The sequence below is a fragment of the Bradyrhizobium sp. SZCCHNR1051 genome (assembly GCF_032489615.1).
Taxonomy (GTDB): Bacteria; Pseudomonadota; Alphaproteobacteria; order Rhizobiales; family Xanthobacteraceae; genus Bradyrhizobium.
The window spans coordinates 36,114-53,188 of the sequence record NZ_JAUEYJ010000007.1 but is presented as its reverse complement, the minus strand read 5'-3'; the positions used below and the strand labels follow the sequence as shown (position 1 = coordinate 53,188).

Annotated in this window: 13 protein-coding genes; 8 read left to right on the top strand and 5 right to left on the bottom strand. The window is 65.9% G+C overall.

Annotation, left to right across the window (positions count from 1 at the left end; genetic code table 11):
* Positions 1-2 precede the first annotated feature (2 nt).
* Positions 3-959, bottom strand: a complete 957-nt coding sequence (locus tag QW868_RS10205) for an IS481 family transposase (protein WP_315755561.1) — start codon at positions 957-959, stop codon at positions 3-5.
* A gap of 393 nt (positions 960-1,352) precedes the next feature.
* On the opposite strand from QW868_RS10205, the gene QW868_RS10200 reads away from it, so the two are divergent.
* Positions 1,353-1,625: a DUF3606 domain-containing protein gene (locus QW868_RS10200; protein WP_315738834.1), complete on the top strand. Its 273-nt coding sequence runs from the start codon at positions 1,353-1,355 to the stop codon at positions 1,623-1,625.
* A 65-nt stretch (positions 1,626-1,690) separates the two neighbouring features.
* Positions 1,691-3,928: a glycogen debranching protein GlgX gene (gene glgX / locus QW868_RS10195; protein ID WP_316230471.1), complete on the top strand. Its 2,238-nt coding sequence runs from the start codon at positions 1,691-1,693 to the stop codon at positions 3,926-3,928.
* Positions 3,929-4,192: 264 nt separating this feature from the next.
* Here glgX and QW868_RS10190 read toward each other — a convergent pair whose 3' ends face one another.
* Complete coding sequence (locus tag QW868_RS10190) at positions 4,193-5,110, bottom strand: LysR family transcriptional regulator (RefSeq protein ID WP_316230470.1); 918 nt, start codon at positions 5,108-5,110, stop codon at positions 4,193-4,195.
* 129 nt (positions 5,111-5,239) lie between these two features.
* Between QW868_RS10190 and QW868_RS10185 the strand changes: the two genes are divergently transcribed.
* The 5 genes from QW868_RS10185 to QW868_RS10165 all read left to right on the top strand — a co-directional run bounded on the left by QW868_RS10185 (position 5,240) and on the right by QW868_RS10165 (position 11,246).
* A complete protein-coding gene (locus QW868_RS10185; RefSeq protein ID WP_316230469.1) occupies positions 5,240-6,535 on the top strand; it encodes an MFS transporter in 1,296 nt (431 codons plus the stop codon).
* A gap of 21 nt (positions 6,536-6,556) precedes the next feature.
* Positions 6,557-7,630: a tartrate dehydrogenase gene (locus QW868_RS10180; RefSeq protein ID WP_315782631.1), complete on the top strand. Its 1,074-nt coding sequence runs from the start codon at positions 6,557-6,559 to the stop codon at positions 7,628-7,630.
* Positions 7,631-7,785: 155 nt separating this feature from the next.
* A complete protein-coding gene (gene pyk, locus QW868_RS10175; protein WP_316230468.1) occupies positions 7,786-9,204 on the top strand; it encodes a pyruvate kinase in 1,419 nt (472 codons plus the stop codon).
* Positions 9,205-9,396: 192 nt separating this feature from the next.
* Entirely contained in the window at positions 9,397-10,209 is an 813-nt protein-coding gene (locus tag QW868_RS10170) for a UDP-2,3-diacylglucosamine diphosphatase (RefSeq protein WP_316230467.1), read from the top strand.
* Positions 10,210-10,256: 47 nt separating this feature from the next.
* On the top strand, positions 10,257-11,246 hold the full coding sequence (locus QW868_RS10165; RefSeq protein WP_316230466.1) for a threonine/serine dehydratase: 990 nt from the start codon (positions 10,257-10,259) through the stop codon (positions 11,244-11,246).
* A 10-nt stretch (positions 11,247-11,256) separates the two neighbouring features.
* Here the strand turns inward: QW868_RS10165 and QW868_RS10160 are convergent, their stop codons facing one another.
* Positions 11,257-12,990 carry a caspase family protein gene (locus tag QW868_RS10160; RefSeq protein WP_410051286.1) on the bottom strand — a complete coding sequence of 578 codons (1,734 nt, stop codon included), beginning with the start codon at positions 12,988-12,990 and terminating at the stop codon, positions 11,257-11,259.
* Positions 12,991-13,144: 154 nt separating this feature from the next.
* Entirely contained in the window at positions 13,145-14,755 is a 1,611-nt protein-coding gene (locus QW868_RS10155; protein ID WP_316230464.1) for a hypothetical protein, read from the bottom strand.
* A 75-nt stretch (positions 14,756-14,830) separates the two neighbouring features.
* Between QW868_RS10155 and QW868_RS10150 the strand changes: the two genes are divergently transcribed.
* Positions 14,831-16,018 carry an MFS transporter gene (locus tag QW868_RS10150; protein ID WP_316230463.1) on the top strand — a complete coding sequence of 396 codons (1,188 nt, stop codon included), beginning with the start codon at positions 14,831-14,833 and terminating at the stop codon, positions 16,016-16,018.
* On the opposite strand, the gene dgcA is transcribed toward QW868_RS10150, so the two are convergent.
* On the bottom strand, positions 16,000-16,995 hold the full coding sequence (gene dgcA / locus QW868_RS10145) for an N-acetyl-D-Glu racemase DgcA (RefSeq protein ID WP_315774091.1): 996 nt from the start codon (positions 16,993-16,995) through the stop codon (positions 16,000-16,002). The two genes, QW868_RS10150 and dgcA, sit on opposite strands and share 19 nt — an antisense overlap.
* Positions 16,996-17,075 lie beyond the last annotated feature (80 nt).

Genomic DNA, 17,075 nt, shown 5'->3' with positions numbered 1-17,075 from the left:
GGCTAGCTGTGGAGCCTCAGGAGGTTGTCCTCGGTTAAACCGAGTCTGCTGATAGGCGGCTGGGAGTTTATGCCGCCGTGAGGCCGGTGCCAATTATACTGGTGCAGCCAGATGGGCAGTTGCGCGGCGCGCTGATCGGAAGTGGGATAGGTGTGTGCATAGGCCCACTCCCGGAGCGCTGTCTGGATAAAGCGCTCAGCCTTGCCATTGGTTCTGGGCGTGTAGGGCTTGGTGCGGATATGCTTGAGACCAATATCGCGGCAGGCCTTATCGAAATCGAAGCCGATATAGCAGCCACCGTTGTCGGTCATGACGCGGGTGACGGTAACGCCCAAGCTCTTGTAGTGAGCGACAGCGGCCTTGAGAAACGCAACAGCACTCTCGGCGGTCTGATCAGGCTTGAGCTGTGAAAAGGCGACACGGGAGTGGTCATCGATGCAGACATGCATGTACTCCCAGCCAAGTCCGCGACAATGACTATAGCCGTTCCGATTGCCGGTGACGCGATGGCCGCTTTGCGCGAAACGGCCGAGCTTTTTGATATCGATATGGATCATCTCGCCCGGCGCAGCGTGCTCATAGCGACGCACGGGTTCGATCGGCTCCAGATCACGGATTCGGTTCAACCCCAGTCGTCGCAGAACGCGGCTGACCGTGGCCGGCGACACCTTAACCTCAGCCGCAATCTGCTTGCCCGTGTGGCGCTGACGGCGCAAAGCCTCGATAGCGGTACATGTGGCAGCAGTGGTTTGGCCTGGCGATGAGTGCGGTCTGGAGGAGCGATCGAGCAATCCCTCGACACCTTCCTCGCGGAACCGCTTCACCCATTTGGCTACGGTCTTCGGCGTCGTATTGTACTGGTAAGCAGCTTCAGCATAGCTCAGCCCACCCTCAACGACACTCCGCACCATCGCCTCTCGACCTTTCGGTGTCATAGGCGCATTCTTGTGGACGTCCATCTGGTCTCTCCTTGGAACACTGAAGCTTCGCAACCTCAGCTTCCTCGGTTCAGACCGGATGGACAACCTCCTGGAAGACCACAACTAACAAGCCGGTACACCGAGGAGATCGCGAAGTAAGCGTGAAAACCATCGCGCGGGGAATGCCGGGATGTCTCGGCTGAACCTGTGGTGACTGCCGCCTGCTTTTTTTCTGCAGGCGGGCCATGGGGGCGGCCAGCTCCCGGCATTCCCTGCGCCCTCTGCCTGATCGGGGGGCAACACCGTTGACATCACTCGGGCGCCTGGCGCCGCGAGAGCAGTGACGCACGTCTTCATGGCGATGCCCAGGGGGAGGGAGCGCGGGAACCAAATTCCGCACTCAAGGTTAGCTGGCATGCAGGAGGACTCCCGATGCGCCGTCCGAAGATTCAGCCGTCCCGCAACAAGCTCGACATGACCGATCAGGCCCAGGTCCGCGTGGTGACCAAGCGGCTGAAGATGTCGCCCGGGGAATTGTCCGAGATGGTCGAACGCATCGGCAACTCCATCGCTGCCATCACCAAGGAAGTCGCGCAGCAGCGAGCCGCGAAGGCAGCGCCGGAAGGAGCTGTGATCGCGTCGGTGACGGTGACCGAGACCAAGGCGGAAGTGATCGTGCCGGACGAGACGCCAGCGGCAACCTAGCAATCGACGCTAATCATCGAGACCCCCGGCAATCGATCTGGGGAATCGGACGAAGGGGGCAAAGGATGGACCAACGCACCGACCTCGGTGACGCTTTGACGCAGGCGGCGTTCAATCTGCGCAAGACCAGGATCAGCGAAGGCCGTCCGTTTCCGCTCGGCGCGACCTGGGACGGGCTCGGCGTCAACTTTGCGATCTTTTCCGCCCATGCGACCAAGATCGAGCTGTGCCTGTTCGACGAGACCGGCGAGACCGAGCTCGAGCGCATCGAGCTTCCTGAATACACTGACGAGGTCTGGCACGGCTACCTGCCGACGGCCCGTCCCGGGACGGTCTACGGCTATCGCGTGCACGGACCCTATGAGCCCGATGCCGGCCATCGCTTCAATCCGAACAAGCTCGTGATCGATCCCTACGCCAGGCAACTGGTCGGAAACCTGCGGTGGGGGCCGGAGCTGTTCGGCTATCAGCTCGATCACGCCGACAAGGATCTGTCGTTCGACGATCGCGACAGTGCGCCGCTGATGCTGAAATGCCGGGTCATCGATCCCGCCTACACCTGGGGCACCTCGCGCAAGCCCGAGATTCCGTGGGAACGGACCATCTTCTACGAGATGCACGTCAAGGGCTTCACCAAGTTGCATCCGCTGGTGCCGGAGGCCGATCGCGGCACCTTTGCCGGGCTCGCGCACCAGGACATCCCGGCCTATCTGCGATCGCTCGGCATCACCTCGGCGGAGCTGCTCCCGATCCACGCCTTCATCGACGACAGCTATCTGGTCGAGAAGGGGCTCCGCAACTACTGGGGCTACAACTCGATCGGCTTCTTTGCGCCGGAGCCACGCTATCTGAAGACGCCGTTCGCGACCGAATTCAAGACCATGGTCAACCAGTTCCACGCCAATGGCATCGAGGTGATCCTCGACGTGGTCTATAACCACACCGCGGAGGGCAACGAGCTCGGACCGACGCTGTCGTTCAAGGGCATCGACAATGCCAGCTACTACCGCCTGCTGCCGGACCAGAGGCGCTACTACATCAACGACACCGGCACCGGCAACACGGTGAACCTGTCGCATCAGCGCGTGCTGCAGCTCGTCGCCGACTCGCTGCGCTACTGGGCGACCGAGATGCGCGTCGACGGCTTCCGGTTCGACCTCGCCACCATTCTGGCGCGCGAGCCCTATGGCTTCGATGAAGGCGGCAGCTTCCTCGACGCCTGCCGCCAGGATCCGGTGCTGAACAGCGTGAAGCTGATCGCGGAGCCCTGGGACATCGGTCCCGGCGGCTATCAGGTCGGCCAGTTTCCACCGGGCTGGGCGGAGTGGAACGACAAGTTCCGCGATACCGCGCGCGCGTTCTGGAAGGGCGATCCCGGGACGCTCGCCGATTTCGCCAAGCGCATCTCGGGCTCAGGCGATCTGTTCAACAAGCGCGGCCGTCGTCCGTGGGCGAGCGTGAACTTCATCACCGCCCATGACGGCTTCAACCTCAACGACCTCGTCTCCTACAACGACAAGCACAATGAGGCGAATGGCGAGGACAATCGCGACGGCCACAGCAACAATCATTCCTGGAATTGCGGCGTCGAAGGGCCGACCGACGACCCCGAGATCACGGCGTTGCGCGAGCGCCAGAAGCGCAACCTGCTGGCGACGATGCTGCTGTCGCACGGCACGCCGATGCTGCTCGCCGGCGACGAGTTCGGCCACTCGCAGGGCGGCAGCAACAACGCCTATGCCCAGGACAACGAGATCACCTGGCTCGACTGGATGGGCATCGCGCCGCAGGGGCGGGCGTTGCGCGAGTTCACGCGCAAGCTGATCGCGATGCGCAAGGCGTTTCCGATCCTGTATCGCAGCCGCTTCCTGATCGGCTCGCACAATGAGGACCTCGGCGTCAAGGATGTGACGTGGCTCGATCCGTCGGGCGAGGAGATGGCGACCGAGCAGTGGACCGACGACAACGCGCGCTGCTTCGGCATGCTGCTCGACGGCCGCGCCCAGGAGACCGGCGTCAAGCGCCGCGGCTCGGACGCGACGCTGCTGCTGATCTACAATGCGCATTTCGACGTCGTGAACTTCACGCTGCCCTCGGTTCCGGAGGGGCACAATTGGCTCGCGCTGCTCGACACCAACCAGCCGGACGCCCAGCTCCAGTCGCTGCCGTTCGGCCATGTCTACGAGGTCACGGGCCGCTCGCTGCTGGCGCTCGGCCTGTCCTCGGAGCAGCAGCCGATGCGCAGCCTGCGCCACGGACTGGGCGCGCTGCTCGACATCGCGGAGGCGCCGCTGCCGGGGTAGGGGGAAATCGCAGTTGAGCAAGAAGTGGGGCAACCACGCGTGCCGCCCGTCCTTCGAGACGCGCGCCAAGCGGCGCGCTCCTCAGGACGAGGGCTGTCGTTGCGGAACGAGGGGTGTGAGCGTGGCCCAAGCTCCATTCCTTTCTGCAACCCTCTCGGCGAAAAGGCTCAACCCTCATGGTGAGGAGCGCGCCGCTTGGCGCGCGTCTCGAACCATGAGGCCGAGATGTCGCGGCATCGTCTGCTCTCCGCGGATCGCCGCAGTTCAAGCGCCGCGCGCATATTTCCCGAGCCGCACATCGAGCACGCCGAGCATGGCCTCGCGCGCCGGATCGCGCGAGCCGCGCAGCCAGGCCGCGGCCAGCGGCAGGCGTCCGGCGCTGCTGCCGCGCTTCAGGCGCAGCGGCACGAAGCGCACGCCGGACACCGCCAGCCGTGCGGTCCAGCGCGGCACGATGGCGATGCCGAGCCGCGCGCCGACGAGATGGACGATGGTCTGCTTCTCGTCGGCGACCTGCGCCACGTCGGGCGACAGCCCGGCCTGGGCGAACAGCTTCATGGTGAGGTCGTGGCTGTGCGGCCGCGATCTCCTGTCCGGCACGATCAGCGGCTGGTCCGCAATGTCGGCCAGCGAGACCGAGGCGCGCGACGCCAGCCGATGCCGCTGCGGCAGCGCCACCACGGCGCTCTCGCTGAGCAGGGCGCGGAATTCGAGCCGCGGGTCGGCGCGCTCGGGCGGCCTGACGAAAGCGAGGTCGAGTGCGCCGGAGAGGATCTTCGGCAGCAGCCGGATCGTCTTCTCCTCCATGATCTGCACCGCGATCCCCGGATGCCTGTCACGAAAATCATGCAGCAGCTGCGGCAGCAGGCCGGCGGCTGCGCTGTCGATGGCCCCGACGCGCAGTCGCTGCGCTCCGGTGCCGCGCGCGCGGCGGCGGAAGCCGGTTTCGACCGCCTCGACGCGGGCCAGGATCGCCCGGGCGTCGCGCAGCAAGGTCGTGCCGTGCTCGGTCAGCGACACCGCGCGCGTGGTGCGAGCGAACAGCGGCGTCGCGAGATCCTCCTCCAGCAGCTTGATCTGGCGTCCGAGCGCCGAGGGCAGCATCTGCAGCCGCTGCGCCGCCTTGCCGAAATGCAGTTCCTCGGCGGCGGCCACGAAGCAGCGGAGCTGGTGCAATTCCATGGCGGAGTCCTGATGAGGCGATGGGTCGAATTATATCATTTTTTTGTATAATGATGCGAGTATTGAAGCCGGCCTGGTTCGCCGCCTACGCTTGTCAGATCAACGACAAGACGGGACAGGGAGGTGACGATGGCCGGAGAGCTGGAGATGCGCGTGCTGCGCAGGATCACGTTGCGCATCGTGCCCTTCATCATGCTGCTCTACTTCGTAGCCTTCATCGACCGTGTCAACGTCGGCTTCGCAGCGCTGACCATGAACAAGGACATCGGGCTGTCAGCCTCGGCCTATGGCTTCGGCGCCGGCATCTTCTTCTGGGGCTATTTCCTGTTCGAGGTCCCCTCCAACCTCGCGCTGGACAAGTTCGGCGCCCGCATCTGGATCGCGCGGGTCATGATCACCTGGGGCATCGTCTCCGGCGCGATGGCGTTCGTGCAGGGACCGACGAGCTTCTATGTGCTGCGCTTCCTGCTCGGCGCGGCGGAGGCCGGCTTCTTTCCCGGCATCATCCTCTATCTGTCTTACTGGTTCCCGGCACGGCAGCGCGCCGCAGTCACCGCGCTGTTCATGGCGGCAGCGCCCCTGTCGACCGTGCTCGGATCGCCGGTTTCCGGCGCGCTGCTGGAGATGGACGGCATTCTCGGCTTCAAGGGCTGGCAGTGGCTGTTCCTGATCGAGGCGCTGCCGGCGGTGCTACTCGGCTTCGTCGTGCTCGCCTACATGACCGATCGTCCGGAGCAGGCGCGCTGGCTCGCCGACGACGAGCGCGACTGGCTGGTGCGCACGATGAATGCCGAGCTGGCGAGCAAGGCCGCCACCGCCAGCCACGGCATCTGGCGCGGGTTGGCCGACATCCGCGTGCTCGCGCTCGCGCTGGTCTATTTCGGCACCTCGGCCGGCCTCTACACGCTCGGCGTCTGGGCGCCGCAGATCATCAAGCAGTTCGGCCTGTCGTCCTTCGCCGTCGGCTTCCTCAACGCGGTGCCACCGACCGTGGCCGTGGTCGTCATGATCCTGTGGGCGCGCCATTCCGACCGCACCGCCGAGCGCACCTGGCACGTCGTGCTGGCCTGCGTCGTCGCCGCCGTCGGCCTCTGGCTGGCCGGGCTGTCGACCAGCGTCGCCGCCGTGCTCGCGGCACTCACGCTGGTCAATGTCGGCATCTCCTCCTCGAAGCCGCCGCTGTGGAGCATGCCCACCATGTTCCTGTCCGGCTCGGCCGCCGCGGCGGGCATCGCGACCATCAACTCGATCGGCAATCTCGGCGGCTTCGTCGGTCCCGCGATGATCGGCTGGATCAAGGACCAGACCGGCAGCTTCAACGGCGGGCTCTATTTCGTCGCCGGGCTGCTGGTGGTATCGGCGGTGCTGACCCTGTTGCTGTCACGTTCACAACGTGCAAAGGCCGCTGCGGCCACGCAATCCTGACCCATCACACGGAGCCCTTTCATGCGCACCCATTCCATCGCCGCGATTCCCGCCGACGGCATCGGCCCCGAGGTCATCTCCGAAGGTGTCCGTGTGCTCGAGGCGCTCGCCAAGCGCTCAGGCGACATCAGCTTCAACGTCAAGACCTTCGACTGGGGCTCGGACTACTACAAGAAGCACGGCGTGATGATGCCGGCCGACGGCCTCGCCGAGCTGAAGAAGTTCGACGCGATCTATTTCGGCGCGGTCGGCGCTCCCGACGTGCCCGACCACATCACGCTGTGGGGGCTGCGGCTGCCGATCTGCCAGGGATTTGATCAGTACGCCAATGTGCGCCCGACCAAGATCCTGCCCGGTGTGGCCTCGCCCTTGCGCAATGTCGGCGTCGGCGATCTCGACTGGGTGATCGTGCGCGAGAATTCCGAGGGCGAATATGCCGGCATGGGCGGCCGCGCGCACCGCGGCCTGCCAGAGGAGGTCGGCACGGAGGTTGCCGTCTTCACCCGCGTCGGCGTCACCCGCATCATGCGCTACGCGTTCAAGCTGGCGCAGTCGCGGCCGCGCAAGTTGCTCACCGTCGTCACCAAGTCGAATGCGCAACGCCACGGCATGGTGATGTGGGACGAGATCGCCGCCGAAGTGGCGCGCGAATTCCCCGACGTGACCTGGGACAAGATGCTGGTCGACGCGATGACCGTGCGCATGACCCTGCAGCCGAAGAGCCTCGACACCATCGTGGCGACCAATCTGCATGCCGACATCCTGTCCGATCTCGCCGGCGCGCTGGCCGGCAGCCTCGGCGTGGCGCCGACCGGCAACATCGATCCGGAGCGGCGCTTCCCCTCGATGTTCGAGCCGATCCACGGCTCGGCCTTCGACATCACCGGCAAGGGCATCGCCAACCCGGTCGCAACATTCTGGACCGGCGCGCAGATGCTCGAGCATCTCGGTGAGCGGGACGCGGCCGCGCGGCTGATGGCGGCGGTGGAGAAGGTGTGTGCAGCCGGCATCCTCACGCCCGACGTGGGCGGCAAGGCGACGACCAGGGAGGTGACCGACGCCGTCATCGACGCGATCCACGGCTCCAACGTCTGAGGCGTGCTGTTCTCTTGCACAATTTTGGCGTGTTTCGTGTCGCGCTTGCAATGGACGCTGCGGGGCGTATATCAGCGCTTCCGCTGCGTCCGCGCATGCCAATCACATGCGTGTCATAGAGACGCGAGACACGGCTTAAGGAGAAAGGACCCATCATGCGTCGTCACCGTCGAGCCAAGATCGTTGCGACTGTCGGTCCCGCGAGCAATTCTCCGGAGATGCTGAAAGCGCTGTTCCTCGCCGGTGTGGACACCTTTCGTCTCAACTTCAGCCACGGCACCCAGGCCGATCACGCCAAGGTCCATGCCGCGATCCGCGCGCTCGAGAAGGAAGTGCAGCGGCCGATCGGCATATTGATGGATCTGCAGGGTCCTAAGATTCGCGTCGGCACTCTGCGCGACAAGAAGATCCAGGTCGAAGTCGGCGAGACGATTCGATTTGTCCTCAACGGCACCGAGGGCGACAAGACATCGATTCCGTTGCCGCATCCGGAAATCTTTGCGGCGGTCTCGCCCGGTCACGATCTTCTGATCGATGACGGCCGCGTCCGCGTCCGCGTCACCGGCCTCGGCGACGACTGGATCGAGGCCAAGGTGATCGTCAGCGGCGCGATATCCAATCACAAGGGCGTCAATCTGCCGGGCACCATTCTGGAGCTGTCGCCGCTGACGGCCAAGGACCGCTCCGATCTCGCCTTCGGGCTCGAGCTCGGCGTCGACTGGGTAGCGCTGTCGTTCGTGCAGAAGCCGTCGGACGTGCTTGAGGCGAGGGGCCTCATCAACGGCCGCGCCGGCATCATGTCCAAGATCGAGAAGCCGGCGGCGCTGGAGCGGATCGACGACATCATCCAGTTGTCGGACGCGATCATGGTCGCGCGCGGCGATCTCGGCGTCGAGATTCCCAACGAGGACGTGCCGGGCAAGCAGAAGGAGCTGGTGCGTGCCTGCCGGCTCGCCGTGAAGCCGGTGATCGTCGCGACGCAGATGCTGGATTCGATGGTGGCGACGCCGACGCCGACGCGCGCCGAGGTCTCGGACGTCGCCACTGCGATCTATGACGGCGCCGACGCGGTGATGCTGTCGGCGGAGTCTGCCAGCGGCCGATACCCGCGCGAGGCGGTGGCGATGATGGACAGCATCATCAAGGCCACCGAAGGCCACAAGATGTATCGCTCGATCGTCGAGGCGACGCAGCCGGGCGAGGAGCAGACGCCGCCGCATGCGGTGGCAACCGCGGCGGCCGATCTCGCCTCGGCGATCCACGCCAGGGCGATCGTGGCCTATACGTCGAGCGGAACCTCGGCCTCGCGCGTTGCGCGCAAGCGGCCGAGCCTGCCGATTCTGGCGATCACGCCGAACGAGGACACCTCGCGGCGCATGTGCCTGCTGTGGGGCGCGCACAGCGTGCTGTCGCAGGACGTGCAGAGCTACGAGGAGATGGTCGAGCGCGCGACCTTCTTCGCCGTGCAGGAGGAGTTCGCTGAAGCCGGCGACCTGCTCGTCGTCGTCGCCGGCATCCCGTTCGCGCGGGCCGGCACCACCAACAATCTGCGCGTCGTCACCGTGCCGAGATAGGAGGCTGATTTTCCCTGTTCGCGCCGCCCGCCTGTCGCCTGATTGTCGCACCCCGCTGGTATCGCGGGGCAGTGACGAAGGACGTCGCGAGTCGTCGAACGAGCGGTGTCCGGTAGCGGTCCGGCAGGATGGGTTCTGCTGGTGCGGCGTTTCGTCATCGCGGTGTCATCAGGGACTGTTAGGTGGGCGCGCATGGGACTTGAGACTGCTGGTGAAGAAAGCCCGGCTCGGCGCTTTCGGACGTTGTTCATCTCGGACGTACATCTCGGAGCCCGCGGCTCGCAGGCCAATCTCCTCGTCGATTTCCTGCGCCACCATGATGCAGATACGATCTATCTGGTCGGCGACATCATCGACGGCTGGGCGCTCAAATCGAGCTGGCATTGGCCGCAGTCGCATAACGACCTGGTGCAGAAGATGCTGCGCAAGGCGCGCAAGGGCGCCAAGATCGTCTATGTCCCCGGCAATCACGACGAGTTCCTGCGCGGTTATTACGGCACGCATTTCGGCGGCATCGATGTCGTCGAGAACATCGTCCACACCGGCGCTGACGGCAAACGCTATCTGGTGATCCACGGCGACATCTTTGATCTGGTCGTGCAGAACGCGCGCTGGCTCGCCCATCTCGGCGACAAGGCCTATGACTTCGCGATCCAGATGAATCGTCTGGTCAACTTCTTCCGTCGCATGTTCGGCGTTCCCTATTGGTCGCTGTCGCAATGGGCCAAGCAGAAGGTCAAGAACGCGGTGAACTACATCGGCGCGTTCGAGACGGCGCTGGCCTCCGAGGCGCGAAGGCATGGCGCTGACGGCGTGATCTGCGGCCACATCCATTGCGCTGTCATCCGCGATCAGGACGACATTCGCTACATGAATTGCGGCGACTGGGTCGAGAGCTGCACGGTGCTGGTCGAGCACGAGGACGGCCGCTTCGAGATCCTCACCTGGACCGATCCGCTGCGGCAGCGCGCGCCGGTTCCCCAACTGGCCGCTCGCGCCGCCTGACACCGGCTCCCTTGCCTCTCGGCAATCGGGCGCGGTAAAATAGGGGCATGACAGCTCATTCCCCGATCCTGCCCGTGACCGCCGCCGACATCGATGAGGCGGCACGCGTCCTCGCGCCCGTGGCCGTGCGGACTCCGCTGCTGCCGGCTCCCGTGCTGAGCGAGCAGTTCAAGGCGAACGTCTTCGTGAAGCCGGAGGTGCTGCAGCGGACCGGCTCGTTCAAGTTCCGCGGCGCCTACAACAAACTGGCGTCGATCCCGCAGGCAGCGCGCGGCAACGGCGTCGTCGCATTCTCCTCCGGCAATCATGCGCAGGGCGTCGCCCATGCCGCCACATTGCTGGGCATGGACGCCACGATCGTGATGCCCTCGGATGCGCCGGCGGCCAAGCGCGAGCGCACCAAGGCGTTCGGTGCCGAGGTCGTGCTCTATGATCGCGATCGCGAGGACCGCGAAGCGATCGCGCGCGACATCGCAGCAAAGCGCGGCTCGACGGTGGTGCCGCCCTATGACGATCCCCACGTCATCGCAGGGCAGGGCACCGTCGGCCGCGAGATCGCCGAGGACCTCGCGACGCTCCGCCTGTCGCCGGATCTGGTGATCGTCCCGGCTTCGGGCGGTGGACTGCTTGCCGGCGTCTCGACCGCGGTCAAGGCGCGCTTTCCCAGCACCCAGATGGTCGTGGCTGAGCCCAAGGGCTTTGATGACCATGCGCGCTCGCTGCGGGCCGGCCACCGCGAGGCCCATGATGCGAAGGGGCGCACCATCTGCGACGCGCTGATGGCGGCGATTCCGGGCGAGATCACCTTCGCGATCAACAGCCAACTGCTATCGGCTGCGGTCGAGGCCTCGGATGAGGAGGTGGGGCGCGCGGTCGGCTTTGCCTTCCGGGAGCTGAAGCTCGTCGTCGAGCCCGGTGGTTCGGTCGGGCTTGCGGCATTGCTGGCCGGCCGGCTGGATGTGGCGGGCAAGACGGTGGTGATCGTTTTGTCCGGCGGCAATGTCGATGCTGAGCTCTACGCCAGGCTGATCGCCTGACGATCAAGCCTCAGTGAAAGCTGAGGCCGCCTTTTGCAGATCCCCCACCGCCGATCCGCAGTCCGGACTGCGCGACGTGCGGCGTGCCCCGCGTCGGGCCGCCCTGCATCCCTCCTTGGCCACGCGCTATCGACGGACGCGACGCGTTGATGTTCGGCTTGAACGGACCGGAATTGCCGGGGAAGGGACGCCGGACCTCGCGGGTGTCGAATGGCCGCCCAGGACTGCGCTTCAGTGGATCGCGCTGGATCTTCGCGGCGACGGGCGGATTTGCCGGCGGCATGATCCTGTCGCGCAACCTGGTCTGAGCGATTGGCCTGGGATCGACGACCTTGTTGGGACCCGCGTTGTTGATGGCATTGCCTTTCGTGACCACCGTTGGCGGCATCGGTCCGCGCGGCGGCACGGTGGTGACCGGCAGCTTCGGTTGCAGGCCTGGATGGCTCTGGATCTGGGCGCCGGGATTGAACGGCCGCGCGATCGGTGCCAGTTGCGGTGGCATGATGAGACGGCTCGGTTGCAGCACGGGGATGGGCCGAGGCTGTCCCTGCAGCCGCAGCGCGACCGGCGCATATGGGCTGTCGGCATAGGATTCACGGAAGCTCTGATAGGCGGCCGGCGAATTCGCCAGCACGGCCTGGTGCCACGCCGCGGCCTGCACGAGGCCGGCGAGCAGTGCGCGGATGCGGTCGGCGAGCGGATCGCGTGGGTACATCTCGATGAACTCGCGATAATACTGCGGACGGTTCTCCGACAGCACGTAGTCATAGGCCTGCCGCACGGAACGGCTCGGCAGGTCGGCGGCCATCTGCACCACCGGCGCGTTCTCCGGCGCGCGCGCTGCGGCAACCAGGGATTCGCCGAAGAAGGTGAAATCACTGGTCAACGACGAGCTTTCCCACGGCGTCTGTCGACCATCGGTGCTCTGGTTCACCTGCAGGCGAATGCGCTTGAACAATTGCTCGATCGGCAGGTTCGGCTGCCGCGCCAGGTTCAGGAACGCCTGCGCGTACGGGCTGTGCTCGCCACGCCCGTCGAGCGCCTCCTCGCCAGGCGAGGTCGAATATCCGAGGATGGAGCCGTTCGGTGCGTCGACGATGGCAAGTCCGCGTCCGGCATCGTTGATGGCAGGGAATGGATTGTTGCGGCAGGCGTCCAGCACGACGATCCGCATGCGGCTCGGGATGGCGTCGAGCGTTGCCATCAGGTCCACCAGACGGATCGTCCCCGTCGTCAGGTCGGAGGGCGCTGAGATACGGGCATCGATCGGGATCAGATAGTTCTCGCCCGCGAGCTGAACCCCGTGGCCGGCGTAGTAGACCATTGCCACGGTGTTCGGGCCGTTTGCTGCCACCCGGGTCGAAAAATCCTGGACGACCTTGAGCATCTCGTTCTGCGTCAGGTCGGTCGCCGTGATCACCTCGAAGCCGGCCGAGTTCAACAGCTTGGCGACAGCATGGGCGTCGTTGTCCGGATTCTCCAGCGGCGGCGCGTTCTGATAGCTCGCATTGCCGATCACGAGCGCGACGCGTGGCTCGGCTCCTTGAGGGATCGCGGCGGGCGTGTTGCTCTCCTTTGCAGGTGAGGGAGCTGCCAGCGCGCGCGGTGGCGTGTGAAGGTTGTCGATCTCACTGCCGGCGGCGAATGCCGAGTCCGGGCCGACCCAGGCCATCAGGCCCAGCAGCGCGGACATGAGCAGGGATTTCCAGGCGGATGTTACAGCGCGAAATTTCGGAACGGACACGGCGTTCTCCTCGAGCATGCGCCAAGCGAATGGCTTGAGGATCAGGCTACGCAGATCACGCAGCAGCGTACGTGATCCGCGTCACCTATCAACGCGTCACCTTTCGGTGCTCAGTGATCGAGGTTCGATAGGAGGTGGCCGAGACGCTCTCGCCCTACGAGAAGAATGCGATCTTCTCAGGCTGGGTCATGCGACGGATCGGCGCCAGCAAGTCATTGGCGGGCGCCTGTGGCCGCTGCAGAAGGCCGTTCGACAGGAGCGTCGATCCCAGCGACGGCTCGTAGGCAGGCCTGGGCATCGCGGATGCGCTGGTGCTGTGAGCCGCGGCGGCGGTCGGGCGGACCTGCTGGCTCGGCGCAACGTCGGCCTGCGGGGCCGCCGCGGGAGATTGAGCTGCGACTGCAGCCGCCACGGCGGCCAGGGTCTCGATGGTGATCGCCTCCGGAAGCGGTGCCGATACAGGCACGCTGGGGACTGGCGCCGGGGCTGGAGGCGAGGCCATGCGCGGGGCCGCCGCGGGCGGGGCCGGCATCGGCGGGGCATACATTGGCGGGGCAGATATCGTGGGCGCAGCGGGAGCCGGCGCCGCCGTGGTAACCGGGGCTTCTGCCGTGGTCAGCGCGAGATCCGGCTCCGACGGCGCCGGCTCGCTGAAGCTCGCGACGATGTCGTCGTCGACCGACGTTGGCTCCTCAATGTCGAAGCCAAGCGTCCTGGCCCGGCTGAACTCCTCATCGTCGATCGGATCGGGAGCACCCATCTCCGCCGCGACCAATTCCAGGATGGCTTCGTCGTGGGCTTCTGCGGCGACGGCGTCATCCAGGGCCGCCGCGGCGTGCTGCTCGATTTCGAGAAGGGTTTCGTCCACCGACGGCTCGGTCGCAGCTGCGGGGGGCTGCACCAGCGCCGCAGCGTCGGTGTCAACCATCCTGGCTTCAACCGCTGCAGCCGCCATGATCACAGTGTCAGCGCCGGAGGATGTCTCGACCGATTCGATCGCGGCCACTGCGGCAACGAGCGGAATGGTCATCTCGGGCCCGGCTTGGGCCGCCTCCATCTGTTCCGGTACGGGCTCCGGCCCCGAAGCCACCTGCGGCTCAGCCGAGACCGTCGCCTCCGCAGCCGGACCCGATGCGACATCAGGTACTGGCGGGGCGGCGGACTCGGTCGCCGGGTTGATCTCGTCAGCCGCGGGCGGAACGCTTGCTTCCGCCGCGTCGAGCTCCTTCAGCCGCGTCTTGATGATCTCGAAGGCCGCAAGCAGCGCGACCTTGGGGTCGGCACTCGCAAGCTGGTCGCACGCGGCCTCGATCGATGTGACCTGTGAATCGATCAGGTCGCAGATCCGGGAATCGGCGCCGATCTCGCGCCAGCGCCAGGAAATTTCCTTGATGATTCGGATGCCCTTGCGCACCGGCGCCAGGTTCTGCTCAAGGGCCATGCTGTCGACCGCAGAGGCTGCGGCGAGTGCGGCGTCTTCGACCGTGGCGCGGATCGCGGCCAGCGCCTCGGGCAGCGCCTTGCTGTCGGCCTGCTCGAACTCCTGCTGCTGCTGACGCTGCGAGGCCAGCGCATGCTCGATGCGGGCCACGGCGTCGAGCACCATGCTGGTGTCGGCATTGCGGTTGCGTTTGGCGTATTCGCCGAGGAACCAGCGGCCTCGGGACGTCTCCATGAAGGCGTCGCGGATCGCCTCGTAATCGGCCTCGTTCGGCTGAGCCGCGCGGGCGGATATCGGCGAGAGGGCGAAGACTTCATCGACCATGGCAAACCTATCGCGCACATTGCTGCGCGTTGGCATAACGATCACCATGATATTGATCGAATCGCAATTGAATTGATGCCACTGTCCCGACAAATCTCCACCACATCGCCGGTATTGTCGCGCCGATTCGCGGACAGGTTGGGGCTGTTCTATGGCGCGGTGTTCATGCTGTCGGGGACGCATCTGCCGTTTTTCCCCGTGTGGCTACGGGCGATCGGGCTGGACGCCTCGTGGATCGGCGTGATCATCGCGGTTCCCGCCGTGACCCGCTTCACCGTCCTGCCGCTGATCACCGCGGTTGCCGAGCGCCGGCAGGCCCTGCGCACCGCGATGCGGCTGACCACCTTCGCAACGGCATCGGGCTTTGTGGTTCTCGCCTTCCAGCGCGAACCCTGGCTGGTATTCCTGGTCTACGTGGCAACCTGCTGTCTATGGACACCCGTTGTCCCGCTGACGGACGCTTATGCGCTCCGTGGCGTGATGAGCTATGGCCTGAACTACGGTCGCCTGCGGCTGTGGGGATCGGCCGCATTCATCGCCGGAACGCTGCTGTGCGGCGGGGTGGCCGACCTCGCGCCGTCGTCCGAGCTGATCTGGATCATCCTCTTGGTCGCGCTATGCGGTGCGGCAAGCAGCCTGCTGCTGCAGGCGCTGCCGCCCCTGCCGCATGGCGCCGGCCTGGCCCGGGACGGGCGCAGTCCGCTGGGCCATCCGAGCTTCCTCTGCATCATCGCGGCTTCGGCGCTGATCCAGGCCAGCCACGCGGCCTACTACACGTTCTCCGCCATCGCGTGGAAGGCGCAGGGCTTCAGCGGGCTGACCATCGCTTGGCTCTGGACCATGGGCGTGCTGGCCGAGATCGTCGTGTTCGCCCTGTCACCACGCTTCACGTTGGCGCCCGCCAACCTGGTCATGATCGGTGCAGCGGCGGCCGTGCTGCGCTGGAGCCTCACGGCTCAGGAGCCGCATGCAGCCGGGCTCGCCGCGGTCCAGATCAGTCACGGCTTCACCTTCGGGCTGACCCTGGTCGGAACCATGGGGCTGCTGGTCCGCCATGTGCCGGCGCAACTGACGGCGCGCGGGCAGGGCTATTATGCGGCTGCGAGCGGCGTGGTCGGCTCGGCGGCATCGGCCCTCTCGGGGCCGGTCTATGCGGCCTATGGACCCGGTGTCTACTACGTGATGGCCGCGATGGCCGGAGCGGGTGGCGTCCTGATGTGGATCGCGCACCGAAGCCTGTCGCTTCAGCCCCACAACGCCTGATCGGGCGGATAGACCAGGCTGTCCTCGTAGTGCAGGCCGTGCTCGCAATCCTCGGCGAGCAGCAGCGGTCCGTCCAGATCGACGAAACGGGCGAGCGGCGTCAGCAGCATGGCCGGTGCCATCGAGAGCGATGTCGCCACCATGCAGCCGACCATGATGTCGAAGCCGAGCGAGCGCGCGGCATCGGCCATGGCAAGCGCCTCGGTGAGCCCTCCGGTCTTGTCGAGCTTGATGTTGACGGCGTCGTAGCGTCCGCGCAGCGCTTCGAGCGAGTTGCGGTCGTGCACGCTCTCGTCGGCGCACACCGCGAGCGGGCGCGCGATGTTGGCGAGCGCTTCGTCGTTTCCTGCGGGAAGCGGCTGCTCGACCAGCGTGACGCCGGCGGCGGCGCAGGCCGCGAGATTGGACTCCAAATTCGCCTCGGTCCAGGCCTCGTTGGCATCGACGATCAGTTGTGACTGCGGAGCTGCCTCGCGCACGGCTGCAATCCGCGCCGGATCGCCGTCGCCGCCGAGCTTGATCTTGAGCAGCGGGCGGTGCGCGGCCTTGGCCGCAGCTTTGGTCATCACGTCGGGGGTCCCGAGCGAAATCGTGTAGGCGGTCACGCATGGCCCCGGCGCGCGGCGTCCGAGCAGGTCCCAGATGCGCCGGCCGCTCCGCTTGGCTTCAAGGTCGAGCAGCGCGCAGTCGAGCGCATTGCGCGCCGCCCCCGGTGGCATCGCCGTCTGTAGGGCGTTGCGGTCGAGACCAGAGGCGATCGCATCGCGCATCGCGAGCAGCGCGCTCAACGATGCCTCGGGGGTCTCGCCATAGCGCGCATAGGGCACGCATTCGCCGCGGCCGACGATCGTGCCGTGTCGCACTTCCGCGATCACCGTGACCGCTTCGGTCTTGGCGCCGCGGCTGATCGTGAAGCTGCCGGCGATCGGCCAGTGGCCGATCCGGGCGTCCAGTATTGGAAAATCGTTGGAAGTCATTTGAAAGTCTGGCGATTTGTGAACCGGAATGAGGCGCTTGGGGCTTGCGCGATCTGACCGACTATGGCTGTTGATAGTGG